General features: G+C 67.7%; 27 protein-coding genes. 13 read left to right on the plus strand and 14 right to left on the minus strand.

The genetic code is table 11. The annotated features are described in order from the left end of the window. Positions 1-89: 89 nt before the first annotated feature. From O0J73_RS11895 to ahpC, 5 genes are all read right to left on the minus strand, one after another. Positions 90-1,046 carry a transaldolase gene (locus O0J73_RS11895; protein ID WP_004154316.1) on the minus strand — a complete coding sequence of 319 codons (957 nt, stop codon included), beginning with the start codon at positions 1,044-1,046 and terminating at the stop codon, positions 90-92. A gap of 50 nt (positions 1,047-1,096) precedes the next feature. After that, the gene (rnk, locus tag O0J73_RS11900; protein ID WP_308308770.1) at positions 1,097-1,501 is read right to left on the minus strand and encodes a nucleoside diphosphate kinase regulator; all 405 of its coding nucleotides are present in this window, start codon (positions 1,499-1,501) and stop codon (positions 1,097-1,099) included. A gap of 123 nt (positions 1,502-1,624) precedes the next feature. Continuing rightward, on the minus strand, positions 1,625-2,590 hold the full coding sequence (locus O0J73_RS11905) for a LysR substrate-binding domain-containing protein (RefSeq protein ID WP_004154319.1): 966 nt from the start codon (positions 2,588-2,590) through the stop codon (positions 1,625-1,627). An 85-nt stretch (positions 2,591-2,675) separates the two neighbouring features. After that, the gene (ahpF, locus tag O0J73_RS11910; RefSeq protein WP_308308771.1) at positions 2,676-4,268 is read right to left on the minus strand and encodes an alkyl hydroperoxide reductase subunit F; all 1,593 of its coding nucleotides are present in this window, start codon (positions 4,266-4,268) and stop codon (positions 2,676-2,678) included. Between the two features lie 225 nt (positions 4,269-4,493). Further along, positions 4,494-5,057, minus strand: a complete 564-nt coding sequence (gene ahpC, locus O0J73_RS11915; RefSeq protein ID WP_004144811.1) for an alkyl hydroperoxide reductase subunit C — start codon at positions 5,055-5,057, stop codon at positions 4,494-4,496. Positions 5,058-5,402: 345 nt separating this feature from the next. Between ahpC and prmC the strand changes: the two genes are divergently transcribed. After that, complete coding sequence (prmC, locus tag O0J73_RS11920) at positions 5,403-6,260, plus strand: peptide chain release factor N(5)-glutamine methyltransferase (RefSeq protein WP_308308772.1); 858 nt, start codon at positions 5,403-5,405, stop codon at positions 6,258-6,260. Between the two features lie 48 nt (positions 6,261-6,308). Next, a complete protein-coding gene (gene pip / locus O0J73_RS11925) occupies positions 6,309-7,250 on the plus strand; it encodes a prolyl aminopeptidase (protein WP_004154323.1) in 942 nt (313 codons plus the stop codon). 72 nt (positions 7,251-7,322) lie between these two features. Here pip and O0J73_RS11930 read toward each other — a convergent pair whose 3' ends face one another. After that, positions 7,323-8,207, minus strand: coding sequence for a LysR family transcriptional regulator (locus O0J73_RS11930; RefSeq protein ID WP_308308781.1), 885 nt, complete (start codon positions 8,205-8,207; stop codon positions 7,323-7,325). A 105-nt stretch (positions 8,208-8,312) separates the two neighbouring features. On the opposite strand from O0J73_RS11930, the gene O0J73_RS11935 reads away from it, so the two are divergent. After that, the gene (locus O0J73_RS11935; RefSeq protein ID WP_308308773.1) at positions 8,313-9,728 is read left to right on the plus strand and encodes an MFS transporter; all 1,416 of its coding nucleotides are present in this window, start codon (positions 8,313-8,315) and stop codon (positions 9,726-9,728) included. A gap of 77 nt (positions 9,729-9,805) precedes the next feature. Here the strand turns inward: O0J73_RS11935 and O0J73_RS11940 are convergent, their stop codons facing one another. The 4 genes from O0J73_RS11940 to O0J73_RS11955 are packed head-to-tail and all read right to left on the minus strand — an operon-like array spanning position 9,806 to position 12,660. Continuing rightward, positions 9,806-10,603, minus strand: a complete 798-nt coding sequence (locus O0J73_RS11940) for an N-formylglutamate amidohydrolase (RefSeq protein WP_308308774.1) — start codon at positions 10,601-10,603, stop codon at positions 9,806-9,808. Then, positions 10,596-11,150, minus strand: a complete 555-nt coding sequence (locus O0J73_RS11945) for an NUDIX hydrolase (protein WP_308308775.1) — start codon at positions 11,148-11,150, stop codon at positions 10,596-10,598. The genes O0J73_RS11940 and O0J73_RS11945 overlap by 8 nt, the downstream gene beginning before the upstream one ends. Beyond that, on the minus strand, positions 11,147-12,082 hold the full coding sequence (locus tag O0J73_RS11950; RefSeq protein ID WP_308308776.1) for a 5'-3' exonuclease H3TH domain-containing protein: 936 nt from the start codon (positions 12,080-12,082) through the stop codon (positions 11,147-11,149). The genes O0J73_RS11945 and O0J73_RS11950 overlap by 4 nt, the downstream gene beginning before the upstream one ends. Continuing rightward, positions 12,079-12,660, minus strand: a complete 582-nt coding sequence (locus tag O0J73_RS11955; RefSeq protein WP_308308777.1) for a nitroreductase — start codon at positions 12,658-12,660, stop codon at positions 12,079-12,081. The genes O0J73_RS11950 and O0J73_RS11955 overlap by 4 nt, the downstream gene beginning before the upstream one ends. A gap of 331 nt (positions 12,661-12,991) precedes the next feature. Here O0J73_RS11955 and O0J73_RS11960 point away from each other — a divergent pair, with 331 nt between their 5' ends. Both O0J73_RS11960 and O0J73_RS11965 read left to right on the plus strand, forming a co-directional pair. Further along, complete coding sequence (locus O0J73_RS11960; protein WP_308308778.1) at positions 12,992-15,313, plus strand: DUF1631 domain-containing protein; 2,322 nt, start codon at positions 12,992-12,994, stop codon at positions 15,311-15,313. Between the two features lie 51 nt (positions 15,314-15,364). Further along, positions 15,365-16,444 carry an NAD(P) transhydrogenase subunit alpha gene (locus tag O0J73_RS11965; RefSeq protein ID WP_004154332.1) on the plus strand — a complete coding sequence of 360 codons (1,080 nt, stop codon included), beginning with the start codon at positions 15,365-15,367 and terminating at the stop codon, positions 16,442-16,444. A gap of 35 nt (positions 16,445-16,479) precedes the next feature. Here the strand turns inward: O0J73_RS11965 and O0J73_RS11970 are convergent, their stop codons facing one another. Genes O0J73_RS11970 through O0J73_RS11980 form a run of 3 tightly spaced genes read right to left on the minus strand, consistent with a single transcriptional unit; the run spans position 16,480 to position 17,853 of the window. Next, positions 16,480-16,941 (minus strand): DUF3106 domain-containing protein, encoded by a 462-nt coding sequence (locus O0J73_RS11970; RefSeq protein WP_197564573.1) that lies wholly within the window; start codon positions 16,939-16,941, stop codon positions 16,480-16,482. 4 nt (positions 16,942-16,945) lie between these two features. Further along, positions 16,946-17,272, minus strand: coding sequence for a hypothetical protein (locus O0J73_RS11975; RefSeq protein ID WP_197564572.1), 327 nt, complete (start codon positions 17,270-17,272; stop codon positions 16,946-16,948). After that, positions 17,269-17,853, minus strand: a complete 585-nt coding sequence (locus tag O0J73_RS11980; protein ID WP_308308779.1) for an RNA polymerase sigma factor — start codon at positions 17,851-17,853, stop codon at positions 17,269-17,271. Before O0J73_RS11980 ends, O0J73_RS11975 begins: the two co-directional genes overlap by 4 nt. Positions 17,854-17,951: 98 nt before the next feature. Here O0J73_RS11980 and O0J73_RS11985 point away from each other — a divergent pair, with 98 nt between their 5' ends. Both O0J73_RS11985 and O0J73_RS11990 read left to right on the plus strand, forming a co-directional pair. After that, positions 17,952-18,272, plus strand: a complete 321-nt coding sequence (locus O0J73_RS11985) for an NAD(P) transhydrogenase subunit alpha (RefSeq protein WP_005408173.1) — start codon at positions 17,952-17,954, stop codon at positions 18,270-18,272. Beyond that, positions 18,269-19,729: an NAD(P)(+) transhydrogenase (Re/Si-specific) subunit beta gene (locus O0J73_RS11990; RefSeq protein WP_004154337.1), complete on the plus strand. Its 1,461-nt coding sequence runs from the start codon at positions 18,269-18,271 to the stop codon at positions 19,727-19,729. Before O0J73_RS11985 ends, O0J73_RS11990 begins: the two co-directional genes overlap by 4 nt. A gap of 89 nt (positions 19,730-19,818) precedes the next feature. On the opposite strand, the gene O0J73_RS11995 is transcribed toward O0J73_RS11990, so the two are convergent. Continuing rightward, entirely contained in the window at positions 19,819-20,238 is a 420-nt protein-coding gene (locus tag O0J73_RS11995) for a hypothetical protein (protein WP_049457537.1), read from the minus strand. A 122-nt stretch (positions 20,239-20,360) separates the two neighbouring features. Here O0J73_RS11995 and sufT point away from each other — a divergent pair, with 122 nt between their 5' ends. From sufT to O0J73_RS12025, 6 genes are all read left to right on the plus strand, one after another. Continuing rightward, entirely contained in the window at positions 20,361-20,912 is a 552-nt protein-coding gene (gene sufT / locus O0J73_RS12000) for a putative Fe-S cluster assembly protein SufT (RefSeq protein WP_004144911.1), read from the plus strand. Positions 20,913-20,971: 59 nt separating this feature from the next. Continuing rightward, positions 20,972-22,066 (plus strand): branched-chain amino acid aminotransferase, encoded by a 1,095-nt coding sequence (locus tag O0J73_RS12005; protein ID WP_004154341.1) that lies wholly within the window; start codon positions 20,972-20,974, stop codon positions 22,064-22,066. Positions 22,067-22,236: 170 nt separating this feature from the next. Then, complete coding sequence (locus O0J73_RS12010) at positions 22,237-22,893, plus strand: hypothetical protein (RefSeq protein ID WP_004154342.1); 657 nt, start codon at positions 22,237-22,239, stop codon at positions 22,891-22,893. Next, positions 22,890-23,225, plus strand: a complete 336-nt coding sequence (locus O0J73_RS12015) for a transcriptional regulator (RefSeq protein ID WP_004154344.1) — start codon at positions 22,890-22,892, stop codon at positions 23,223-23,225. Before O0J73_RS12010 ends, O0J73_RS12015 begins: the two co-directional genes overlap by 4 nt. 1 nt (position 23,226) lies before the next feature. Beyond that, positions 23,227-24,249 (plus strand): M23 family metallopeptidase, encoded by a 1,023-nt coding sequence (locus tag O0J73_RS12020; protein ID WP_308308780.1) that lies wholly within the window; start codon positions 23,227-23,229, stop codon positions 24,247-24,249. Between the two features lie 378 nt (positions 24,250-24,627). Beyond that, positions 24,628-26,367 (plus strand): S8 family peptidase, encoded by a 1,740-nt coding sequence (locus O0J73_RS12025; protein WP_004154346.1) that lies wholly within the window; start codon positions 24,628-24,630, stop codon positions 26,365-26,367. The last annotated feature ends 39 nt before the right edge of the window (positions 26,368-26,406 follow it).

Genomic DNA, 26,406 nt, shown 5'->3' on the forward strand with positions numbered 1-26,406 from the left:
AACCCAACCCGCCCGACCCAGCACGGCTGTTGCTTCATGCCTTTCGCGACCAACCGACCCGCCACGTGGGGCTCAGCCGTTCGCCGGAATCACAGTTCCGAACGAATGCGCTCGCGCAGCGCCTGCAGATCCTTGGCAAACGCATCGATACCAGTCGCCAGCTTCTCGGTCGCCATCGGATCGGCGGCCAGGTCGGCGGCGAACTTCGCTGCGTCGATCGGGGTCACCGCTGCGCCGTCGGCGGCACCGGCCACCAGCTTGCGCGGCAGCTCGCCATGGTCGGCGTCCAGCTTCTCCAGCAGGTCCGGCGAAATGGTCAGGCGGTCGCAGCCGGCCAGCGCTTCGATCTGCGCGGTCGAACGGAACGAGGCGCCCATCACCACCGTCGGCGAACCGCGGCGCTTGAACTCGGCATACACGCCGCGCACGAACTTCACGCCCGGGTCTTCATCGATGCTGGCCGGGGCCTGGCCGTTGGCCACGTACCAGTCCAGGATGCGGCCGACGAACGGCGAGATCAGGAACGCGCCGGCTTCGCTGCAGGCCAGCGCCTGGGTCGGGTTGAAGATCAGGGTCAGGTTGCAGTCGATGCCCTCGGCCTGCAGGATGCGCGCGGCTTCCACGCCTTCCCAGGTCGCAGCGATCTTGATCAGGATCTTCTCGCGCGGCACGCCGGCATCGGCGTACATCTGGATGAACTGGCGGGCCTTGGCCACGGTCGCGGCGGTATCGTGGGCCTGGTCGGCGTCCACTTCGGTGGACACGCGGCCCGGCACCAGCGTGCTCAGCAACGCACCGACGCCGATGGTCAGGCGGTCGGCCACGGCGTGCACCACGGCTTCGCGGTCACCGCTCTGCTGGCGGCCCCAGGCCAGTTCGCGTTCGATCAGTTCGGCGTAGACCGGCAGGTCCAGCGCCTTCTTCACCAGGGTCGGGTTGGTGGTGCAATCCACCGGCTGCAGGCGCTTGATCGCGTCGTAGTCACCGGTATCGGCAACGACCACGGACAGTTCGCGCAGCTGGGACAGTTTGGACGGGGTACTCATTACGGCTCCTGGTGCAGGGGGATCGAATCGCGCGCGGTGCGCAGCGGTAATCAGGGGCGGTCGTTGTGGACCGCGGTCACGCGCAGGCGCAGCTTGCGGCCGCCGGGCGCATTCCAGTCGATGCTCTGGCCGATGGCCAGGCCGAGCAGGGCACTGCCGACCGGGGCCAGCACGGAAACCTTGCCTTCATCGACGTTGGCTTCGCGGGGGAAGACCAGGGTCAGGACGTGTTTTTCGCCCGCCACTTCATCTTCGCATTCCACGCGCGAATGCATCATGACGATGCCTTCGGGAATCTGGTCCGGCGCCAGCACGGTGGCCCGGTTGAGTTCTTCAGCAAGCGCGAGCGCGGCAGGCGTCTGGCTCAGCGAAGGGGAGTCGAGCATGGCCTCCAGGCGGTCCATGTCGAAGGTGGAAACAGTGATCGACGGCGGCAGGCCGCTGGCGGTGTTCATGGTGACGCTCCTTGGTTGAAAACCATGCAAAAGGCGGCACCCGCTGGCGCCGCCTGTCTGTATTGTGGGGACAAATGCGACCGGAATCGACTCCTGCCGATTCCGGACCAATGCTGCGGGGGCTCAGCCGTTCAGCGCGGGGCCGGGCAATGCATTGGCGTCGTCGCCGGCGGCATTCACCGCGTCGAGGGTGAACAGTGCATGCGGCAGCCGCTTGAACTGGTCGGCCAGCTCCATCAGGAAGCCATTCATCGCCGAGCTGCGGCGCCAGATCATGGCGATGCGGCGGCTGGGACGACCTTCGCCGGTGAAGTCGAGCAGGCGGATGTTGTTCGAGCGCGGCACCGGCGGCTGCACCGACAGGCTGGGAAGCAGGGTGATGCCGACGTCGGCGGCGACCATCTGCCGCAGGGTTTCCAGGCTGGTGGCGCGGAACTCGGATTTCTCGTTGGCGCCGAACAGTCGACACACTTCCAGCGCCTGGTCGCGCAGGCAATGGCCGTCTTCCAGCAGCAGCAGCTTCTGCGTGGCCAGCTCCTGCACGTCCAGGTGTTCGCGGCGGGCCAGCGGATGGCGCCCGGACACGGCCAGCAGGAACGGCTCCTCGAACAGGAACTCGGCATGCAGCTGGTCGTCGATCACCGGCAGCGCCAGCAGCGCGGCATCGAGCTTGCCTTCGCGCAGGCGGTCCAGCAGCACGTCGCTCTTTTCCTCGACCAGCAGCAGCTCCAGCTCCGGGAAGCGTTCGCGGATGCGCGGGATCACATGCGGCAGCAGGTACGGGCCCAGGGTCGGGAAGATCCCCAGGCGCACCGTACCGGCTTCCGGATCGCGGCTGCGTCGTGCCGCTTCCTTCAGTTGCTCCACTTCGGACACGATCACCCGTGCGCGGGCCGCGGCTTCCTGCCCGGCCGGGGTCAGCATCACCTTGCGCGGCGCGCGTTCCACCAGCGGCAGGCCCAGCTCTTCTTCCAGCTTGCGGATCTGCGTCGACAGCGTGGGCTGGCTGACGAAGCAGGAGGCGGCAGCCCGGCCGAAATGCTTGTGGTCGGCCAGGGCTACCAGGTACTTCAGATCACGTAGGTTCATCCTTACACCCCAGGGGTAACGGACCGGCTGACGGCTTGGTTACCCGGCAGGCAGACAATGTTCCCGGTGATCTGGGAACGGTGGATCAGGCCGCTTCAGCAACGGCACCGCTGCTGTTGCTCACCGACGAGCGGATCAGGTGGTCGAACGCGCTCAGTGCGGCGGTCGAGCCAGCGCCCATGGCGATGATGATCTGCTTGTAGGGTACCGTGGTGCAATCGCCTGCGGCGAACACGCCCGGCAGGTTGGTTTGGCCACGGTCATCGATGACGATCTCGCCACGTGGCGAAAGTGCCACGGTGTCCTTCAACCACTCGGTGTTGGGCAGCAGGCCGATCTGCACGAAGATGCCTTCCAGCTCGACGCGGTGGGCATCGCCGCCGACGCGTTCCTTGTAGACAAGGCCGGTGACGCGGCTGCCGTCACCCAGCACTTCGGTGGTCTGCGCGCTGGTCAGCACGGTCACGTTGGCCAGGCTGCGCAGCTTCTTCTGCAGCACTTCGTCGGCGCGCAGGCTGGAATCGAATTCCAGCAGGGTTACATGCGACACGATGCCGGCCAGATCGATGGCCGCCTCGACGCCGGAGTTGCCGCCGCCGATCACCGCCACGCGCTTGCCCTTGAACAACGGGCCATCGCAATGCGGGCAGTAGGCCACGCCCTTGTTGCGGTACTGGTCTTCGCCCGGCACGTTCATCTGCCGCCAGCGCGCGCCGGTGGACAGGATCACCGAACGCGACTTCAGCACCGCGCCGTTCTCCAGCTGCACCTGCACCAGGCCGTCTTCACCGGCCGGCACCAGCGCGCTGGCGCGCTGCAGGTTCATGATGTCCACGTCGTACTCGCGCACGTGCTGCTCCAGCGCCGTGGCCAGCTTCGGGCCTTCGGTCTCCTTCACCGAGATGAAGTTCTCGATCGCCATGGTGTCCAGCACCTGGCCACCGAAACGCTCGGCGGCAATACCGGTGCGGATGCCCTTGCGCGCGGCGTAGATCGCTGCGGCCGCACCCGCCGGGCCACCGCCGACCACCAGCACGTCGAAGGCATCCTTGGCGGCGATCTTCTCGGCATCGCGCTTGCTGGCATTGGTGTCCAGCTTGGCGACGATCTGCTCCAGGGTCATGCGGCCCTGGTCGAACACTTCACCGTTGAGGTACACGGTCGGCACCGACATGATCTCGCGCTTCTCGACTTCGTTCTGGAACAGGGCGCCGTCGATGGCCACGTGCTGGATGCGCGGGTTGAGCACGGCGGCCAGGTTCAGCGCCTGCACCACGTCCGGGCAGTTCTGGCAGGACAGCGAGAAGTAGGTTTCGAACTTGAAGTCGCCCTCCAGGTTCTGCACCTGCTCGATCAGCTCGGCGGTGGCCTTGGACGGGTGGCCGCCGACCTGCAGCAGGGCCAGCACCAGCGAGGTGAACTCATGGCCCATCGGCAGGCCGGCGAAGGTCAGGTGGATGTCCTGGCCCGGGGTGCCAAGGTCGAAGGACGGCACGCGGCCCTGGCCGTCGCGCAGCACCTGCAACGAGATCTTGTCCGACAGGCTTTCCAGGGTCTGCAGCAGTTCCAGCATCTCCTGCGACTTGGCGCCGTCGTCGGCGTGCGCGGTGATCTGGATCGGGCGGGTCACGCGCTCCAGATAGGTCTTCAGCTGCGACTGCAGGTTGGCGTCCAACATCGGGTCATCTCCTGGCTTCAGGCAAACAGGGGGCGTGGCACCGCTGTAGAAGGTAGCGGACCAGCAGGGGGTAGGGGTGAACCCAAGACAGCGACCGTGGAAGGGGCTGGCTGGCCAAGGCGGGCGAGCATTGGCTGTCTTGGGTTCACCCCCACGCCGGCGGGGGGACCGGCACGGGGATGAAGGGCGCGCCGGGGCGTGGGGCCACGGCAGGCCGGTACTGCCTTAGATCTTGCCGACCAGGTCCAGCGACGGGGTCAGGGTCTTCTCGCCTTCCTTCCACTTGGCCGGGCACACCTGGTTCGGGTTGGCGGCGGTGAACTGGGCAGCCTTCAGCTTGCGCAGGGTCTCGGAGACGTCACGGGCGATCTCGTTGGAGTGGATCTCCAGGGTCTTGATCACGCCTTCCGGGTTGATGATGAAGGTGCCGCGCAGGGCCAGGCCTTCTTCCGGAATGTGCACGCCGAAGGCGTTGGTCAGCTGGTGGGTCGGGTCGCCGACCAGCGGGAACTGGGCCTTGCCGACGGCCGGCGAGGTTTCGTGCCACACCTTGTGCGAGAAGTGGGTGTCGGTGGTGACGATGTAGACCTCGGCGCCGGCCTTCTTGAACTCGGCGTAATGGTCAGCAGCGTCTTCGATCTCGGTCGGGCAGTTGAAGGTGAAGGCGGCCGGCATGAAGATCAGGACCGACCACTGGCCCTTCAGGGTGCTGTCGGAAACCTTGATGAACTCGCCATTCAGGTAAGCGTTGGCTTCGAACGGCTGGATCTGGGTGTTGATCAGGGACATCGTTATTCCTCTGGGTGAAGGGGAGTGGGTGAATCGACAGGAGCTAGGTTACCGATTCGCCATCGATAAGAACAATCCATTGATTGCATCTATTTGATAGATGGAGTCTATCAAAACGCAATGAGCAGGCACTGAACCTGACCGCATCCATCCTGCAAGTGCCTGTGTGACAAGGAAAATCTTCCCTGGCGGGTGAAGGCGGCCGATAGCTCTTCCTTATCCCGTCCGCTAGAACCTGAACGGATTCCGGCGTTCCGTAGCGTCGAGCTTGCTCGACGGCTTTCCCGGACCCGCCCGTCATCTCAATCAAAAGCAGTCGAGCAAGCTCGACTCTACAATTGCGGCATGTCCGTCAAAACCGAACCCTCCCTGCGCCAGGTCGTGGCCGAGGCCAGTGCCCGCCTGGGCGGCATCGAGGCCCGCCATGAGGCCGAACTGCTGCTGCTGCACGTGCTGGAGCGCCCGCGCAGCTGGCTGTTCGCACACGCTACCGATCCGCTGCCCGCCGCTGAACTCGCCACCTTCGAAGCGCTGCTGGCGCGTCGCGTGGCCGGTGAGCCTGTGGCCTACCTGACCGGCCGCCGCGGTTTCTGGACGCTGGACCTCGACGTCGATCCGGCCACGCTGATTCCGCGCCCGGAAACCGAACTGCTGGTGGAACTGGCGCTGGATCGCCTGCCACTGGACGGCCCGCTGCAGCTGGCCGACCTCGGTACCGGCAGCGGCGCGATCGCGCTGGCGCTGGCCAGCGAACGGCCGCAGGCGCAGGTGCTGGCCACCGATGCCAGTGCGGGTGCACTGGCGGTAGCCGCGCGCAACGCCGCGCGCCATGAACTGCACAACGTGCGCTTCGCCGAGGGCGGGCATGACTGGTACGCGCCGCTGCAGGGCGCGCGCTTCGACCTGATCGCCAGCAACCCGCCGTACATCGCCAGTGACGATCCGCATCTGCAGCAGGGCGACCTGCGCTTCGAACCGGCTACCGCGCTGGCCTCTGGCGTGGATGGCCTGGATGACATCCGCCGCATCGTCGACGGCGGCCAGGCGCACCTGCTGCCCGGCGGCTGGCTGCTGATCGAACATGGCTGGGACCAGGGCGAAGCGATCCGCGCGCTGTTCGAGGCGGCAGCATTCGCCGACGTGAAGACCGTGCGGGACCTGGAGCAGCGCGACCGCATCACCCTCGGCCGGCGACCGGCCTAGAATGGGGGTTCTCCTGCCCCGGCAGGGCATCACCCTGGAGCTGCAAGCATGCGTACGCTGTACCCCGCCATCACCCCTTACGACGTCGGCACCCTGAAGGTCGACGACCGCCACACGCTGTACTTCGAACAGTGCGGCAACCCGGACGGCAAGCCGGTGGTGATGCTGCACGGTGGTCCGGGCGGCGGCTGCAGCGACAAGATGCGCCAGTTCCACGACCCGGCCAAGTACCGCATCATCCTGTTCGACCAGCGCGGTGCCGGCCGATCCACCCCGCACGCCGACCTGGTGGACAACACCACCTGGGACCTGGTTGCCGATATCGAAAAACTGCGCGAGCACCTGAAGGTCGATCGCTGGCAGGTGTTCGGCGGCAGCTGGGGCTCGACCCTGGCCCTGGCCTATGCCCAAACCCACCCGCAGCGCGTGACCGAACTGGTGCTGCGCGGCATCTTCATGCTGCGCCGCTGGGAACTGGAGTGGTTCTACCAGGAAGGCGCCAACCGCCTGTTCCCGGATGCGTGGGAGCATTACCTGAAGCCGATTCCGGCCGTCGAGCGCCACGACCTGATCTCGGCCTTCCACCGCCGCCTGACCAGCGACGACGAAACCACGCGGCTGGAAGCGGCCAAGGCGTGGGCGGTGTGGGAAGGCGCGACCAGCTTCCTGCACGTCGATGATGACTTCATCAACAGCCACGAAGACCCGCATTTCGCCCTGGCCTTCGCCCGCATCGAGAACCACTACTTCGTCAATGGTGGCTTCTTCGAGGTGGAAGACCAGCTGCTGCGCGACGCGCACCGCATCGCCGACATCCCGGGTGTGATCGTGCACGGCCGCTACGACGTGGTCTGCCCGCTGGCCAATGCCTGGGACCTGACCAAGGTCTGGCCGAAGGCGAAGCTGGAAATCACCCCGGCCTCGGGCCACTCGGCGTTCGAAGCGGAGAATGTGGACGCGCTGGTGCGCGCCACCGATGGTTTTGCCTGATCGGCAGTGCCGGCCGCTGGCCGGCAAACCTGAGACGGTTGAATTCCTGGAGGCGCCGGCCAGCGGCCAGCGCTACCACTCCCCGGCCAGCAGCGCGTCGGCCAGTATCTGCAGCTTCGGTGAGTGCTGGCGCGAAGGCGGGTAGATCAACGACAACGCACGGCTGCGGCCTTCGAACGGCTGCAGCACGCGTTGCAGGCGGCCATCGGCCAGCGCGTCGGCCACCGCGAAATCCATCACCTGCACGATGCCGATGCCGGCGATCGCCGCTTCCACCAGCGGATCACCGCTGTCGAACACCATCCGCGTTGGTGGGGTGAACTCACGCAGTTGCCCGTCCTGCAGGAACTGCCAATCCACCAGGCGGCCGCTACGCAGGTTGCGCACCGCCAGGCAGGCATGATCCTGCAGCGCGGCCACATCGAGCGGCGAGCCACAGCGCTCCACGTACTGCGGGCTGGCCACGGTCACCCAGCGCAGCGGACGCAGGGGACGCGCGACGATGCGTTGGTCGGCGATGACGCCGGTGCGCAGTGCGGCATCGAACCCTTCTTCGACCAGGTCGACCAGACGATCGCTGAGCACAGCCTCCACCTGCAGCTGCGGATGCTGCTGCAGCAGCGGCGCCAGCAGCGGCACCAGCACCTTGCGCCCGAACATCGACGGTGCGCTGATCTTCAACGTGCCCGAGGGTGTGCACGGGCGGTCGGCCAGTTGCCGCTCGGCGTCGTCGAGGCCGGCCAGCAGGGGCGAGACCTGATCGACGAACTGGCGGCCATCCGGGGTCAGTGCCACGTTGCGGGTGTTCCGCTGCAGCAGCTTCACCCCCAGCGTGGCTTCCAGCCGGCTGATCGCGCGCGACAGCCCGGACTGGCTCAGGCCGAGCTGGCCGGCAGCGACGGTGAAGCTGCGTGCCTCGGCCACCTGTACCAGCATGCGCACGGCATTGAGGTCCATCGGGGCTTCATTCATGCCGAAAATCATGACAGATATGGTGGATTGGGGGTTTATTGATTCGGCTGCATCAATGAGACTGCGCTCCCCCACCGCGCCAGACTGCCGATGCCTCCCCTCAAGTACCCGCGCTGGGCGCTGACCCTGCTGGCCACTGCCCAGCTGATCATCGCCCTGGATGCCACCATCATCTTCGTCGCCCTGCATGACATGGGCCGCGCGTTGCAGATCAACGCGCAGCAGCTGCAATGGGTGGTCAGTGCCTACACCGTGGCCTTCGGCGGCAGCCTGCTGCTGGGTGGGCGCGCCGCCGACCTGATCGGCCGCCGCCGTTTCTACCGGCTGGGCATGCTGTTGTTCGCGCTGGCCTCGCTGCTGGGCGCGCTGGCGCCGAACGCCACCCTGCTGATCATCGCGCGCGCGGCGCAGGGCATCGGCGCTGCATTGTTGTTCCCGGCCACGCTGGCGCTGATCAACACGCTGTACGCGGAAGGCCCGGTGCGCAACCGCGCGTTGGCGATCTGGAGCATGGCCAGCGCGGTCGGGTTGGCGTTGGGCACGTTGCTGGGCGGGGTGCTGACCCAGGCGTTCGGTTGGCCGGCGGTGCTGGCGGTGATCGTTCCCCTGGCCACGGCGTGCGCGGTCGCGGCCGGCGCGTGGCTGCCGGCCGATGGCGCACGGGTGCAGGGCCGTTCATTCGACCTGGCCGGTTGCCTCACCGTCACTGCCGGCGGCAGCCTGCTGGTCACCACCCTGGTGCAAGGCCCGGAGTGGGGCTGGACGGCACCGCCCACGCTCATCTGCCTGCTGCTTTCAGCCGTACTGTTGACGGTGTTCGTACAGATCGAAAAGCGCAGCCGTGACCCGCTGATGCAGTTTTCGCTGTTGCGCCTGCCTGGCCTGCGTGCGGCCCTCGGCCTGACCTTCGCGTTCATGAGCAGCTATGGCGTGCAGTACTACTTCCTGGCGCTGTACTTCCAGGACGGCTACGGCTGGAGCCCGCTGCAGGCCGGGATGGCCTTCCTGCTGCCGACACTGGTGTGCACCTTCGGCATCCGTATTGCCGAACGCATGCTGCGGTGGCGTTCGCCACGGCATGTACTGGCCTGGGGATTCGCCGCCGGCGCCATCGGTATCGCTGCGGTGGCGCTGGCGATGCCGCATGGCGCCGGCTACTGGCCGCTGCTGCCGGGCATCGTGGTGCTCAGCGTGGGCCAGGGCATGAGCTGGACGGCGATGTGGATCGTGGCCGGGCAGGGCGTGCCGGGGCCGCAGCAGGGTGTGGCATCTGGCATGGCCGCCACCGCACAGCAGATCGGCGGCGCGTTGGGACTGGCGGTACTGGTGATGGTCGCCAACGCCGCGCGCGGCACGCAGGCAGCAACCAGTCCCGATGCCCTGCAGGGCATGGTCAATGCACAGTACGGCGCCGCGCTGTTCGCCATGCTCGGCGTGGTGATCGCGCTGGGCCTGCGCCCGGCAGCGGTAGCGGTCGTGCCGGCCGCTGGCCGGCAAACGCGTTGATCTCACTACCCTGACGTTGCCGGCCAGCGGCCGGCACTACCCGCCGTGGGGTAGATCCACGCCATGCGTGGATAGGGTCATGCCAGGGCCAGCAACTGCGGCTGCAACGCGCTGAAGATCCGCGCCAGCCGCTCCGCCCATGCCTGCTGTCCGCCGGCATCGGCAATCAGGTCCTGGCGGACTTCCAGTTCCACATGCACCAGGCCGCGGCCTTCGCCATGCACCGGCACCGCGTAGTCACTGGTGCTGCTCACCGAGTACGGTTCGTTGTCACCCACCACCAGGTCGCCTTCGTCGCGCAGCGCCTGCAGCAGTGCATGCGCAAAGCGCGTGTCCTGGTGGTACAGCACGCCGGCCTGCCACGGCCGCTGCATGCCGTTCATCACCGGGGTGAAGCTGTGCATCATCACCAGCAGGGTGGGGCGGCCGGCATTGCGGCGTGCGTCCAGTTCGGCGTCGATGCGTGCGTGGTAGGGCGCGTGGATCGCATCGATGCGCTGCTGCCGCTGCGCCGCCGACAGCCCGGCGTTGCCCGGCACCCTGGTGTGGTCGCTCACTTCCGGGATCAGCGTGGGCGAGGCCAGCGGGCGGTTGCAGTCGATCAGCAGCCGCGAATAGGTCTGTTCGATCGCCCAGGCATCGAGCCGTTCGGCCAATGCGCGGGTGGTGCCGGCAATGCCGATGTCCCAGCCGATGTGGCGGTCCAGTTCGGCCTGCGGCAAGCCCAGGCCGGCAAGGGCACGCGGCACCTGCTGGCCGGCGTGGTCGGCCAGCAGCAGGAACGGCGAGGCGCCCTGCGGCTGGTGGATCGTGTAGAGCGCCGGGTCGTCGGCACCCAGCAACGCCGGCAGCGCGTGCAGATCGGCGTCAGCCACGCGCGCGCCCGTCCAGGTGGTGCTCGATCATCCACAGGCCGGCCCACAGCTTGGCATCCAGCTCGTAGCCTTCGCCCATCTTCTGCACCAGCCATGCCGCGGCCTGCGCGCGCGGAATCTCGTGCACGGTGATGTCCTCGCTGTCATCGCCGCCGCCTTCGCCGATCCGGCGCAGGCCGGTGGCGCGTACGAAGGCGATCTTCTCGCTGCTGGCACCGGAGGAGGTCGGGCCGATCATCAGCACTTCGGCGTGATCGGCGGTCCAGCCGGTTTCCTCTTCCAGCTCGCGCACGGCCGAGACTTCGATCGACTCGCCGGCATGGATGTCGCCGACCAGGCCGGCCGGCATCTCGATGGTGGGTGCCTGCAGTGGCACGCGGAACTGTTCGACGAACAGCACCTTGTCCTCGGGGGTGACGGCGATGATGATCGCCGCCAGGCCACCGGCATGGGTACGTTCGCTGTATTCCCAGGTGCCGCGCACCAGCATGCGCTGGTACTTGCCTTCATAGACGACACGCGGGGCTTCGGTAGTGCGCTGGCTCATGCGGGCTCGCTGTGGATGGGAAGAGGGTCGGCCAGGCCGGCGGCATCGAACAGCCGGCGGCGGGTCATCGGGCCGAAACGCAGGGTCTGGCACAGGCCACCGAGCAGCTCCGGGTCGGCGGCCTGGCGCAGCAGTCCGGGCTGGCTGCCTTCCAGCGGCGCATCCAGCGCGATGGTGGTCAGCTGGCGCCACAGCAGGGCGTGCTCGCGCTGCTCGCGCAGGCGCACCGCCATCTGCGCGGCGCCGCGCAGGCGCAGGAACGGCACTTCGTCCAGGCGTTCGTACAGCGCATCCATGCTGCCGAAGTGCGCCAGCAGCACGGCGGCGGACTTGCTGCCGACACCACTGACGCCGGGAATGTTGTCCACCGCATCGCCGCACAGCGCCAGGTAGTCGGCGATCTGGTGTGCATGCACGCCATGCCGCGCCTTGACGCCGGCCACGTCCCAGCGCTGGTTGCGCGCGTAGTCCCACTGCTCGTCGTGTTCGAGCAGCAGCTGCGACAGGTCCTTGTCGGCGGAAATGATCACGCCACGATGGCTGTGCCGGTGCTGGTGCAGGGCGCTGCCGATCAGGTCATCGGCCTCGTAGTCATGGTGGGCCAGCACCACCAGGCCCAGCGCGGCGCAAAGTGCCTTGCAGTGCACGAACTGGCGCTTCAGTGCTTCCGGGGCCGGGTCGCGGTTGGCCTTGTAGGCCGCGTACAGGCGGTGGCGGAAGCCGCTGTCCAGCGCTTCGTCGAAGGCGATGGCGATGTGCCGCGGGCGCTCGCGCTCAAGCAGGTCCAGCAGGAAGCGGGCAAAGCCGTGCACGGCGTTGGTCGGCCAGCCCTGTGCATCCTGGAACTGGTCCGGCAGCGAGTGCCAGGCGCGGAACACGTAGATGCTGGCATCAACCAGGTACAGCGAGGGCGCCGGTGCCGGCAGGGTCATGCTGGCGGCGTCCAGTCGCGCAGCAGCGCCGCAGGGTCGGGGCGCTCGCGCTCGGGAACCTCGGCCTTCGGAGTACCGATGTGGATGAAACCCGCGATGCTTTCGCCCGCGGCCAGGCCCAGGTGGGCCTGCACGGCGGGGTCGAACGCCATCCACGCGGTCAGCCACTGGGCGCCGAAGCCCAGCGCCTGTGCCGCCTGCAGCAGGGCGAAGCAGACGCAGCCGGCGGTCATCAGCTGCTCCTGCTCGGGCACCTTCGGGTCCGGGCGCGGGCTGGCCACCACCACGATCACCAGCGGCGCGTGGCTGAAGCGCTGGCGGTCCTTCTCGAATACCGCCTCGCCGGCATGCGGGTCGCGCTGGCGGCTGCGTTCGACCAGGAAGTCGCCCAGAGTGTGACGTGCATCGCCGGCGATCTTCAGGAAGCGGAACGGCACGCGCTTGCCGTGGTCGGGCACGCGCACCGCCGAAGCCAGCATCCGCTGCAGGGTGGCCGGGTCCGGTCCGGGCTCGCCGAGCTGCCGCGAGGGCACTGAGCGGCGGGCATCCAGGGCAAGCAGGGCGGCGGGGTCGAGCATGGAGTCTGAACCGGTCATCACGGGTGTTTGATTATAGTCGGGGTGGTCAACGACGCCGTTTGTGTCGCGTCCGGCCTTTGAATATCAAACTGTGATGAACGTCATGCCACTGGCGGGAAACGGACGGCCGCTTCCCCTCGCCTCGCAGGCCTTGCACGGCTTACGATATCTATCTTGCCGGGCCGCCGGTCATGAGGTTTGAAGTGAGGACTGTTTCACTGTCCGTGACGGGCTGGCCGGCCTACCATCGACGTACCGGTGCATGGGGTGTGCCGGCCGTCGCGATGTCCATGCTGTCTGTCGTACCAGAGAAGGTGGGGAGCCTTCCCGAATGATGAGCGTGCCCACACCGATGGGATCGCCGGGGCGTGACCCGGCCCAGCTCCAGCGTGCCCGGGACATGGTCCTGCCGGCGCTGTGCCAGGCCTTCGGGGCCGCACTGGCGCGGTTCGACGATGCGCTGTTCGACCGGGCCGGCAATGCCGGTTCGTCGCAGCTGCTGTTCCTGGATGCGATGCGTGAACTGCGCCGCCGCCGCGAGGATATCGCGGCCGCCTTTGCCGGCCATCTGCAGCGGGCCTGGGAGGCGCTGGCCAGCGGTGAACCGCTGTCGGCCGAAACGACCCTGTCCGGCCCGGCCGAGGACGGCCTGAGCCTGTTGGCGGAACATGTGCTGGAATCGCGGCTGGCGGTGCGCAACTTCGCCACCGTGCTGCTGCGTGACTTCAAACCGGTTCTGGCGCGGCTCGACCGCCGCCTGGGCCGGCTGATCGGTGGCAGCGAGCTGGATGCCGATCACAACCCGATCAGCCCCGAGCACCTGGGTGTCGCCATCCACGAAGCCTTTGCCGGCTGTGAACTGGCCCCGGAAGTGCACCTGGTGCTGATCAAGCTGTGCGAGCGTGACCTGCGCGCACCGGTCGGCCGCATCTACGAAAAGCTCGACGAACAACTGGCTGCGGCCGGCGTGATGTCGCAGATGGGGGCGCCACGGCGTCCGCCGTCGGCCGCGCCCGACCCGCGCATGGCCTCGGCCCTGGACGACCTGGTGGAACAGCGGCAGGGCGCGGGCTTCGACACTGAGTTCGGCGATGACGAACAGGCCGCGCCGGCCTGGGCACAGCGCTTTGCCGCGCGCTGGTCCGAGCGGCGTGGCCACATGCAGCAGCACCTGCCGGGCGAAGACAGCGGGACTGGCGAGGCCTACGCCGGCCAGCAGGGCATGCTGCTGGAAGCGCTGCACGAACTGCTGCAGCAGACCCGCCACGTACGCGAGGATGCGACGTCGGCCGCGCAGGTGGCGATCGGCCAGCAGCGTCCGCTCAGCCAGCGCGAGATGATGTCGGTGTTGTCGCTGCTGCAGGCCACGCCCAGTGCGACGCTGCGTGCAGCGATCGGCGAGGATGGTGAATCATTGGCGCAGCGCCTGAAGAGCGAGGTGCTGTCCAGTGCCACCCGCCTCGGCGTCGATCCGGGCCAGACCCGGCTGGACCCGCAGGACGAAGATGCGATCGACCTGGTCGGCATGCTGTTCGACGTGATGCTGGACGAGCGCGAACTGGAAGGCCGCTCGCGCGAGCTGATCGGCCGCCTGGTGGTGCCGTTCGTCAAGGTCGCGATGCTCGACCGCCGCATGTTCGTGCAGAAGACCCACCCGGCCCGCAAGCTGCTCAATTCGCTGGCCGAGGCCTGCGAAGGCAACACCGGCGAGAGCCAGGCCGAGCGCATGCTGATGGCCAAGGTCGAGGAAATCATCGAGCGCCTGGTGGCCGAGTTCAACGAGAACCTGGCGATCTTCCTGACCCTGGAAGAAGAATTCCGCGAGTTCCTGGTGCAGCATCGCCGCCGTGTGGAAATCGCCGAGCGCCGTGCCGCCGAGACCCAGCGCGGCCAGGAAAAGCTGGAGATGGCCCGCAGCCGTGCCGGGGCGGAGCTGGATCGCCGTATCGGTGACGCCACTTTGCCGCCGGCCATCGCCGAGTTCCTGCGCCAGCCGTGGCAGCACCACCTGACCCTGGCGCTGCTGCGCGAGGGCGAGGAGGGCGCGTCGGTGGCCGAGGCCCTGGGCCTGGGCGACGGCCTGCTGGAGGAAGTGGCCGAGGCCCGCCGCCAGATCGTCGGCAAGCCGTGGCTGCAGGCCTGGCAGCCGGCGCTGGCCAAGGTGTTCGCCAGTGTCGGCGTACATGGCGACGCGGCGACCGGCGCCATCGACGCCCTGCATGACACCCTGCAGGGCATTGCCGAGTCCCGGCCGGAGCTGCAGCGCGCGCTGCCGGAGCTGCCGCAGGTCGCACTGCCGGCACCGCCGGTGGCCGAATCGCCGGCAGTGGAACTGGGAGGCCAGATCGATGCCGATGACTTCGACAATGCCGACGCCGATCGCTTCCGTCGCATGGAAATCGGCAACTGGCTGGACTTCGTCGACAAGGACGGCAAGGTCCAGGCCGGCAAGTTGTCCTGGGTCAGCCCGATCTCTTCGCGCCTGCTGTTCGTGAACCGCCGCGGTGTGCGCTTCTGCGTGGCCTCGCCGGAAGAGCTGGCAGTCATGGTGCGGCTGGGCCGGCTGCGTGCCCACGTTGACGATGGCGCCTTCGACAGCGCGATGCAGGGTGTGATCGATCGATTGGACCCGGGCAGCGCCACCCTGCATTGAGCGGGGCCGCCTGCTAGGATCGGGAAAACTCACCGATCAGCGGGGACCTGCATGGCCGTGGCGTTGCTGGGGATCAAGGAGACCGCGCCGGGCGAACGGCGTGTGGCGCTGACGCCGGAGACCGCGCGCAAGCTCGGTGCCCTGGGCATCACCGTCTGGTACGAAAGCGGTGCCGGCCTGGCGGCGGGTTTCACCGATGCCGCCTATGACGATGCCGGTGCCCGTGCGTTCGATGCACAGCGCTGGGGCGAGATCGACATCCTGCTGTGCGTGCAGGCACCGCCTGCGGGGGTGCTGGAAAAGCTCAAGCCGGGTGCCAGCGTGGTCGGGTTGCTGACCCCGGCCAGCGATCCGGCCCTGGCTGCACTCGCTGCCGACGATCGTCTGCACCTGTTCCCGCTGCAGCAGCTGCCGCGCACCACCCGCGCGCAGGCGATGGACGTGCTCAGTTCGCAGGCCGGCATGGCCGGCTACAAGGCCGCGCTGATCGCCGCCGAACGCGCGCCGCGCTTCTTCCCGATGCTGACCACCGCCGCCGGTACCGTGCGGCCGGCCAAGGTGCTGGTGATCGGTGCCGGCGTGGCCGGGTTGCAGGCGATTGCCACCGCGCGCCGGCTCGGCGCGCAGGTGGAGGGCTTCGACGTGCGCCCGGAAACCCGCGAGCAGATCCAGTCGCTGGGTGCGCGCTTCCTCGACCTGGGCGTGAGCGCGGCCGGCGAGGGCGGCTATGCGCGCGCGCTCACCGATGAGGAGCGCGCCGAACAGCAGCGCCGCCTGGCCGACCATCTGCGCGGCGTCGATGTGGTGATCTGCACGGCGGCAGTGCCGGGGCGCCCGGCACCGACCATCGTGACCGCGGTGATGGTGGAGGGCATGGCCACCGGCAGCGTGATTGTCGATCTGGCCGCAGAGAGCGGCGGCAACTGCGCGCTGACCCAGCCAGGGCAGTGCATCGAGCATCAAGGGGTGACCATCGATGGCCCGCTGGGCCTGGCCAGTCGTGGTGCGACGCAGGCCAGCGAAATGTATGCGCGCAACCTGCTCAACTTCGTCGCGCTGTTCGTGCGCGAGGGCCAGCTCGGCTTCGATTGGGAAGACGAACTGCTGGCGAAGACGCGCTGGCAGTCGTGAATGACGTGGGATCTGATCCCCGCTATCCCGAAGGCTTACCGTGGCTTCGCCGGCGGCGGGTTGTCGCGCACCCAGTCCTTGCGCTGTTCCGGCGTCATCTGCGACCAGCGCTCACGCAGGGCTTCGCGCTGCGCAGGTGGCATGTCGCGCATCTGCCCGAACAGGGCACGCGCCTGTTCGCGCTGTTCCGGGCTCATGTGCTCGAAGCGGCGCAGGCCACGACGGGCCTTGTCGCGCTCCTCCGGGCTCATCGACTGCCAGCGCTGGCCATGCGAGAGCATGCGCTGGCGCTGGCCGGCATCGGCGCCGTTCCAGCGGTCGCGCAGCGGTGCCAGCAGGGATTCGCGCTGGGCTTCACTCAGCTGTTCCCACGCCGGCAGGGGCGCGGCCGGCAGGGCGCGCGCGGCAGGAGCGTGCGCGGCGCTCTGCGCCAGCGCCGGGACGGCCGGCAGCAGTGACAGGCTCAACAACAGCGGCAGGATGTTCAAACGGGGCATGGCTTCACTCCATCGCCAGGTCGGTATCGCCCAGCCACAGGTACAGGTCGGGATTTTCGTCGTACAGCGCGCTGTTGTCTTCCACCGAGGCCAGCACCGGAGCCGGTGCCGGGCCCGCCAGGGGGCCGTGGCCGCTGAACTGCAGGCCGATACCCAGCGCGACCACCAGCGAACAGGCACTGGCCAGCCACCAGCGCCAGCGCCCGCGATGGGCCGCCGTGGCGCCGTGGCGGGCCAGGCGCAACCGGGCCAGCGTGGCCGGCGACAGCGCCTGCAGCGACTGCGCATGCAGGCTGCGCAGGGTGTCATCGGAAGGCAGGGAGCGGTTCACGGGTGGGTCTCCAGGTAGTCCTGCAGCGCCTGCCGGGCGCGTGCCAGATGGGTTTTTACCGCGCCTTCGCTGCAGCCCATGGCGCGGGCGGTGGTGGCCCCGTCCAGGTCCTGCAGCACGCGCAGGGTGAAGGCCTCGCGCTGGCGCGCAGGCAGCGTGCGCAGTGCCTGCACCAGCTGCTGGTACTGCTGGCGCTGCTCATGCGCCTGCGCCGGGTCCGGGCCGGGGTCGGCCCAGTCGATCTCGCCCCCGTCGGCGTCCTGGTTGTCGCGCCAGAACGGCAGGCGGAAGCGGCGCCGGCGCTGCAGGTCGATCACGCGTCGGCGCAGGATGCTCCAGAACAGCGGCGCCCACTCGGCGGCCGGCTTGTCGGCATAGTCCAGCATGCGCATCAGTGCGTCCTGCACCGCATCCATGGCGTCTTCCCGCTGGCGCAGGCCGGCCTCGGCGAAGCGGAACGCACGCGGGCCGACGCTGGCCAGGAACGCTTCCAGCGACGCCGGCAGGGCATCGGTCTCGGCGCTCGGGGGGGCGGGGCTGCTCACCAGCACAGGGTACGGTTCCTCGCTCGGGGTCACCATCGACAACGCGTGAGCGCAGCTTCGGTTGACCCGGGGTACGCGCCGGGTTCAGCCCGTGGTTATGATGGGCCGACGAAGACAGAGCGGGAGCGTTGCCAGTGAGTGACGGGTTCGTAGCGCTGTACATCTTCATGCTGGCGGCCATTGCCGGCCACGTGATCATTTCGCGGGTGCCGGTGATCCTGCACACCCCGCTGATGTCGGGTTCCAACTTCATCCACGGCATCGTGCTGATCGGTGCGATGGTGGTGCTGGGGCATGCGCAGACGCCGCTGGAAAAAGCGCTGGGCTTCCTCGCCGTGGTGCTTGGCGCCGGCAACGCCGCCGGCGGCTACGTGGTCACCGCGCGCATGCTGGAAATGTTCAAGCCGAGCGCGCCCAAGGGCGGCAAGGACGAACCGAAGGAGCCGCAGGCTTGAACATCAGCACCGTCGAACTGCTCGACTGGCTGGTCAAGGCCAGCTACCTCGTCGCCGCTACGCTGTTCCTGCTGGGCCTGCAGCGCATGGCCTCGCCGCTGACCGCACGCAGCGGTATCCGCTGGGCCGGGCTGGGCATGCTGCTGGCCACGGTGGCGACCTTCTTCCTGCCCGAACTGCACAACGTGCCGTTGATCCTGGTGGCGCTGCTGCTCGGCGCGGGGCTGGCCTGGTGGTCGGCCGGCAAGGTCGCCATCACCGACATGCCGCAGATGGTGGCGCTGTACAACGGCATGGGTGGCGGTTCGGCCGCGGCCATCGGCGCAGTGGAGCTGCTGCGCTATGCCTTCCTGGCCCACCGTGACACCACGCACTGGAGCGAGCAGGCACTGGCCGACCTGGCCGCGCGCCAACCGTCGGGCACGGTGTTGCTGCTGGCGGTGGTGGGTGCGGCGATCGGCGCGGTGTCACTGTCCGGCTCGGTGATCGCCTGGGCCAAGCTGGATGGCCGCCTCGACAAGCGGGTGACCTGGCCGGGCCAGCAGGTGATGAACCTGGTGGTGGCGCTTGCGGTGGTGGTGCTGGCGATCATCGCCGCCACCACGCTCAGCACCTGGGCGATCGTCGCCTTCTTCGTGCTGGCGCTGGCGCTGGGCGTGTTGATGACGCTGCCGATCGGTGGCGCCGACATGCCGGTGGTGATCTCGCTGTACAACGCGTTCACCGGCCTGGCGGTGTCGTTCGAAGGCTATGTGCTGGGCAACGAGGCGCTGATCATCGCCGGCATGATGGTCGGTGCGGCGGGCATCCTGCTGACGCGGTTGATGGCCAAGGCGATGAACCGGCCGATCCGCAATGTGCTGTTCTCCAACTTCGGTGGCGGGGCCGGGGGCGAGGCGCAGGCGATCTCCGGTTCGCAGAAGCCGATCGAAGCGGCCGACGTGGCCGCGATGATGGCCTTCGCCGAGCGCGTGGTGATCGTGCCCGGCTATGGCATGGCGGTCGCGCAGGCGCAGCACAAGATCTGGGAACTGGCGCAGCGGCTGGGCCAGCGCGGGGTGAAGGTGAAGTTCGCCATCCATCCGGTGGCCGGGCGCATGCCCGGGCACATGAACGTGCTGCTGGCCGAGGCCGGTGTGCCCTATGACCTGATCGCCGACATGGATGACATCAACCCGGAGTTCGCCAACACCGACGTGGTGCTGGTGATCGGTGCCAACGACGTGGTCAATCCGGTCGCGCGTACCGATCCGGCCAGCCCGATCTACGGCATGCCGGTGCTGGACGTGGTCAACGCGCGCAATGTAGTGGTGATCAAGCGCGGCAAGGGTACCGGCTTTGCCGGGATCGAGAATGCGCTGTTCTACGCCGACAACACCCGCATGCTGTACGGCGATGGTGCTGAAGCGGCGGCCTCACTGGTAAGTGAACTGAAGGCGCTCGACGGCGGGCACTGAAAGCCGGGTCGGATCCGCGGGGGCGGTAGGTGCGGACCCTGGTCCGCACGCTTCTGCCGGCCAGCGGCCGGCACTACCTGCCGGTACGATCAGCGCGCCAGCCAGGCGCCGACGATCACGGCCACGGCCAGCCACAGCCATTCCATCGCGCCATTGGCCAGGGTGATCAGGGTCCAGGCCAGGTGCGGACCCATGCGCAGGCTGGCGTCCCACAGGCCCAGCCCGATCGAGCCGCCCATCCAGGCGCTGGCGATGGTCCAGTTGGCCACGGCGGCGACCAGCAGCGTGCCCAGCACGACCAGCGCGATGCGCAGGCGGCCCGGCCCCAGCGTGCCCATGCGCAGCATGAACACCAGTTCCAGCGCGGTCAGTACCGCCATCCAGCCGACCTGCCGACCGGTCATCAGCGCCAGCACCATCCAGGCAAGGGGAGCAACAACCAGGCCCAGCAACAGCATGAAGGGCCAGAGCCAGGTCACGGTCCTGGCACGCGCGGCATTGGAGGACATCGAAGCTCCCAGAAGATCGCCCACAGGATACTGTGGTTTGCCGCAGTGCACCGGCGGTGGCAGGACGGCTGGGCTAGAATGCCGTCTTGCGTGGCCTCGGCCACGGCCCCATATCGGTCCCCATGTATTCCCGTAGCAGCGAACCTGTCCACTTCGAACGCGATTGCGAGGCCGTGATGGTCCCGCAGGGCGATACCGTGACCCTGCCCGCCGGCAGCTATGGGTACATCACCCAGGCGTTGGGTGGCAGTTATTCGGTGTTCGTCGAGGGCAACCTGTTCCGCATCGCCGGCAAGGACGGCGACGCCATCGGCAAGGAGGCCCCGGCACCGCTGGAGCTGCCCGCCGATGCCACCGATGAACAGGTGGAACAGCTGGTGTGGCAGCAGCTTCGCACCTGTTTCGACCCGGAAATTCCGGTGAACATCGTCGAACTGGGCCTGGTCTATGAGGTCGAGATCAAGCACCTGGACGAAGGCCAGCGCGAGATCGACGTGAAGATGACCCTGACCGCACCGGCCTGCGGCATGGGTGACATCCTGGTCGATGATGTGCGCAGCAAGCTCGAAATGATCCCGACGGTGGCCGAGGCCGACGTCGAGCTGGTATTCGACCCGCCGTGGAACCAGCACATGATGTCCGAAGCGGCGCGGCTCGAGACCGGCATGCTTTGACCCACGGCCCGCAGCGACGCGGGCCCGGCACTACCCGCAACCAGAACAGGAAATCTCCGGTGTCCCAGTCCATTCCCAGCTTCGCCGTCACCCGTTCGGACCACCCGCGCAGCGCTGAAGAGCGCGCCCAGATCCTGGAGAAGCCGGGCTTCGGCCTGCACTTCACCGATCACATGGTGGAAGTGCGCTGGGACAAGGATGCCGGCTGGCACAACGCCAACGTGCGCGCCTACGGCCCGCTGCAGCTGGACCCGGCTGCAGCCGTGCTGCACTACGGCCAGGAAATCTTCGAAGGCATCAAGGCCTACCGCCACGCCGACGGTTCAATCTGGACCTTCCGCCCGGATGCCAACGGCCGTCGCCTGCAGCGTTCGGCGCAGCGCCTGGCGCTGCCGGAACTGCCGGTGGAGATCTTCGTTGAATCGCTGAAGCAGCTGATCGCGGTGGACAGCGCCTGGGTGCCGTCGGCCGACGAGTCCAGCCTGTACTTCCGTCCGTTCATGATCGGCGACGAAGCCTTCCTCGGCGTGCGCGGCGCGCACAAGGCCGGCTACTACGTCATCGCCAGCCCGGCCGGCCCGTACTTCGCCAAGGGCGTGGCCCCGGTATCGATCTGGCTGTCCACCGAGTACGCGCGTGCAGCCAAGGGCGGCACCGGTGCGGCCAAGTGCGGTGGCAACTACGCCGCCTCGCTGCTGCCGCAGCAGAAGGCGCAGGCCCAGGGCTGCTCGCAGGTACTGTTCCTCGACCCGGTCGAAGGCAAGTACCTGGAAGAACTGGGCGGCATGAACGTGTTCCTGGTCTACAAGGACGGCACGCTGGTCACCCCGGAGCTGTCCGGCAGCATCCTTGAGGGCATCACCCGCGAGAGCATCCTGCAGCTGGCGCGCGACCGCGGCATGAAGGTCGAGGAGCGCAAGGTCAGCATCGACGAGTGGAAGGACGGTGTGGCCTCCGGTGCGATCAGCGAAGTGTTCGCCTGCGGCACTGCGGCGGTGGTCACTCCGATTGGCCAGTTGAAGGGCGAGGGCTTCTCGGTCGGCGACATCAACGCGCCGGCCGGCGAAGTGACCATGTCGCTGCGCAAGGAACTGACCGACATCCAGTACGGCCGTCTGCCGGACCGCCACAACTGGCTGGTCAAGCTGGGTTGATTGCCCGCAGTGAACGGTAGCGTCGAGCCAGGCTCGACCGCGTTCCCGGAAAGCCCGTCCCCCGTGACGGGCTTTCTGCGTTATGGGGCCGCCGGATCGCTGCCGGAATTGGTTGACGCAAATAGGTTTGCAGTGCAAACTTAATTCAAGCGCCCCCGATGGAGCATGTCATGCAGCAGCCATCCGTCATCGACCCTTCCTCGCGCCTGCAGGCGCTGACCCGTGAATACTCGCGGTACTCGCGAAGCGCCGGCGGCCTGTCGGCGATGGCTGGTGGCGTTGCCTGCCTGGCCTCTTTCCTGGCCGGCGTCCTGTTGCCGACCACCCTGGCGCTGCGCATCGTGCTGATCGCCATGCCCGTGCTGTGGATCGTCGGCAAGCAGTGGCTTGCGCGTCGCTACTACCAGCGGCTGGGCCAGGTCGAGGAGCAGGTCACGCCGGTCGAGCGCAATTTCCAGCGATTCTTCATCGCCTTCACCGCGTTGGTGAGCGTGCTGGTGGTCGGCAGCGTGCTGACCCGCCTGGCCCCGATGGGGGAGCGGCCCTGGGACCTGCGCGCACTCGGTTACCTCGGGGTGGTGGCGATGCTGCCCTGGGTGGTGTGGCGTTGGCTGCGTACTCCCCTGGAGTTCATCGTGGGCGTGTTCCTGATGTGCCAGGCCGCGCTGGCCTTCACCGGGCAGACCTATGGGTTCGGGCCGAGCACCGCCGTGTTCCCGCTGGCGTCCATCGCGCTGATCGTCGTCGGCTGGCGTGATCACCAGCGCTTCCTCCGCCTGCAGGCCGAGATGCGCATGTTCGTGGCGGGGCGGGCACACCCCGAATGAGCAGATTGCCTGATGCCCGCACGCTGCTGCAGCTTGATCGCCTGATCCACGAACCGGCACGCCTGCTGATCCTGTCGATCCTGGCCGGCGCCGAATCGGCCGAGTTCGGTTTCGTCGAGCATCTCAGTGGCCTGAGCAAGGGCAACCTGTCCAGCCATCTGAGCAAGCTCGAGGCGGCCGGGCTGGTTGCCATCGACAAGACGTTCCGGGGCAAGCGTCCCCTGACCACCCTGCAGCTGACGCCGGTGGGGCGACAGGCCCTTACCGAGTACCGCACGCAGCTGGCGGCAATCGTCGCCGGTATTCCCGTTCCGGATCGCAAGGAGCCCTGACATGACATTGCTTCCACGCCTGATTGCAGTTCTGGTTCTCGCCCTTCCAGCCTTCGGCGGCAGCGCCGCGACGAGCGATCCGCGCCAGCAGGGGGCGGCGTTGACCACGCAGTTCTACGAGGGACACATCGACGCCCTGTGGGAGCGGATGACGCCGCAGATGCAGGCGGCGCTGCAGTCCAGGCAGAACCTGGTGGCCCTGCGAGAGCAGGTGATCTCCGGCTGGGGGGCGGAAACGGAAGTGGTCAGCGAGAAGGTTGGCAGCGCTGACGGAAACGACACCTATCTGCGCCAGGCTCGTTTCGAAAAGCGCCCGGGCATCGTCCAGGTGCTGTGGGCACTCGACGCCGAGGGGCGGATCAGCGGCTTCTACATCCGCCCCGAACAGTCCTCGCCCCCACAGGCTGCGGCCAGCCGGTTCCTTGACTACACCACCCGCACGCGGCTGCAACTGCCGTTCGCCGACGAGTTCTTCGTGTTCTGGGGTGGGCGCAGCATCGAACAGAACTACCATGCGGCCCACGCCGGCCAGCGCTTCGCGCTGGACCTGCTGATGGTCCGCGAGGGGCGATCGCACCGCGGCGACGGGCTGCGCAATGAAGACTACTTCTGCTTCGGTCGCCCGATCCTCGCGCCTGCCGACGGCACCGTGGTTGAGGTGGTCGACAGTGTTGCCGACAACGTGCCTGGCCAGATGAATGCGGCGCAGCTCACCGGCAACCGGGTCATCCTCGACCACGGCAATGACGAGTACTCGGTGCTGGCGCACCTGCGGCAGGGCAGCGTGCGCGTCGCACCGGGGCAGAGGGTCCGCAGCGGAGCGCGTCTGGCTGACTGTGGCAACAGCGGCAATTCCTCCGAGCCGCACCTGCACTACCAGCTGCAGGCAGGGCCTGTATTCGGTGTTGGCGCGGCGCTGCCGGCGCAGTTCTCCGATTACCTGGCCGATGGCCAGCCCGTCGCGCGCGGTGAGCCGGTCAAGGGGCAGCATGTTCGTCCCGCCGGTGGTGCGCAGGCACAGTAGCGCTGTTCCCTGAAGCACATGCGTGATGGCCGTTGCGATGCCGGGCGGCCGTCGCCGTTGGTGAGCGGACGCCGATGTCGGCAAAGTCATGCGTGGACATGACATCTCCCAGTCAGGGCTGTGCAGGGCGCGCGAAAGTTCCTTCACCTTCACAAACCCTTGACCCGTAAAGTCTCAGATCAGACATTTCATCTTGCTGAAAAGACGCTGAAAATCTTGTGGTGTCCGGTTTTGGTCATTAGCGTCATCTGCACGGCGGATCAAAAGGGGGATCCGCTGACTCGCCGGACTTCGAACCTCGCCAACGCAAGCCAGCCCACGGTTCGGGCCGGTGTTTCTGCCGATTCCGGCATTCACACCACTAGAAAGGGAAATACGATGTCCCAGGTAACGCAACCGCGTGTGCGTCGAGTGTGGGTGGTCCTTGGTGCGTCCGTTCTGTCATCGCTGCTGCTGGCCACGCCTGCGCTGGCCGGTGACGTCCAGCTCAGCGGCCTGCAGTCCGCGCCGACGCACCAGCGCTTCATCGTGAAGTACCGTGACGGCAGTGCGCCGGTGGCCAACACCACCGCACTGGCCTCTTCGCTGAAGAGTGCCGCCGCAGGCCTGGCCAGCAGCCAGGGCCGCGCGCTGGGCCTGCAGGAAGTGCGCAAGCTGGCCGTCGGCCCGACCGTGGTCAGGACCGATCGTCCGCTCGACCAGGCCGAATCCGAGCTGCTGATGCGCAAGCTCGCTGCCGACCCGAACGTGGAATACGTCGAAGTCGACCAGATCATGCGTGCAACGCTGACGCCGAACGACACCCGCTTCAGCGAACAGTGGGGCTTCGGCACCTCCAACGCCTCGATCAACGTGCGGCCGGCCTGGGACAAGGCGACCGGCACCGGCGTCGTGGTGGCGGTGATCGATACCGGCATCACCAACCATCCCGATCTCAACGCCAACATCCTGCCCGGCTATGACTTCATCAGCGACGCAGCAATGGCGCGCGACGGTGGTGGCCGCGACAGCAATCCGAACGACGAAGGCGACTGGTACGGCGCCAACGAGTGCGGCCCGGGCATTCCGGCTTCCAATTCCAGCTGGCACGGTACCCACGTCGCCGGCACGGTGGCGGCGGTGACCAACAACAGCACCGGCGTGGCCGGCACCGCGTTCAATGCCAAGGTCGTGCCGGTGCGCGTGCTCGGCAAGTGCGGCGGCTACACCTCCGACATCGCCGACGCGATCGTGTGGGCCTCCGGTGGCACCGTCAGTGGCGTGCCGGCCAATGCCAATCCGGCCGAGGTCATCAATCTCTCGCTGGGCGGCGGCGGCAGCTGCTCGTCCACCTACCAGAACGCAATCAACGGTGCGGTCGGCCGTGGCACCACGGTGGTGGTGGCCGCTGGCAACAGCAACACCAACGTGTCCTCGTCGGTGCCGGCCAACTGTGCGAACGTGATCGCGGTGGCCGCGACCACCTCGGCCGGTGCGCGTGCCAGCTTCTCCAACTATGGTGCCGGCATCGACATCTCCGGCCCGGGCCAGAGCATCCTGTCCACCCTCAACACCGGCACCACCACGCCGGGCAGCGCCACCTACGCCTCCTACAACGGCACCTCGATGGCGGCGCCGCACGTGGCGGGTGTGGTTGCACTGATGCAGTCGGTGGCGCCCAGCCCGCTGAGTCCGGCACAGGTCGAGAGCATCATCAAGAGCACCGCACGTCCGCTGCCCGGTGCCTGCTCGGGTGGTTGTGGCGCGGGCATCGTCAACGCCGATGCCGCCGTTGCTGCGGCAATCAACGGTGGTGGGCCGAACCCGGGTGGCAACGTGCTGCAGAACAACGTGCCGGTGACCGGCCTGGGCGCCGCGACTGGTGCCGAGCTGAACTACACCGTCGCGGTTCCGGCTGGCAGCACCCAGCTGCGCGTGGCGATCAGTGGCGGCAGCGGTGATGCTGACCTCTACGTGCGCCAGGGCAGTGCCCCGACCGATACCACCTACACCTGCCGCCCGTACCTGAGTGGCAACAGCGAAACCTGCACCATCAACAGCCCCGCTGCCGGCACCTGGTATGTGCGGGTCAAGGCGTACAGCACCTTCTCGGGCCTGACCCTCAACGCCCAGTACTGAGCCCAAGTCCCTCTCCATGGGCACGCCCCGGCTCCGGCC

The organism is Stenotrophomonas sp. Sm6012 (genome assembly GCF_030985895.1).
Lineage (GTDB): Bacteria > Pseudomonadota > Gammaproteobacteria > Xanthomonadales > Xanthomonadaceae > Stenotrophomonas > Stenotrophomonas forensis.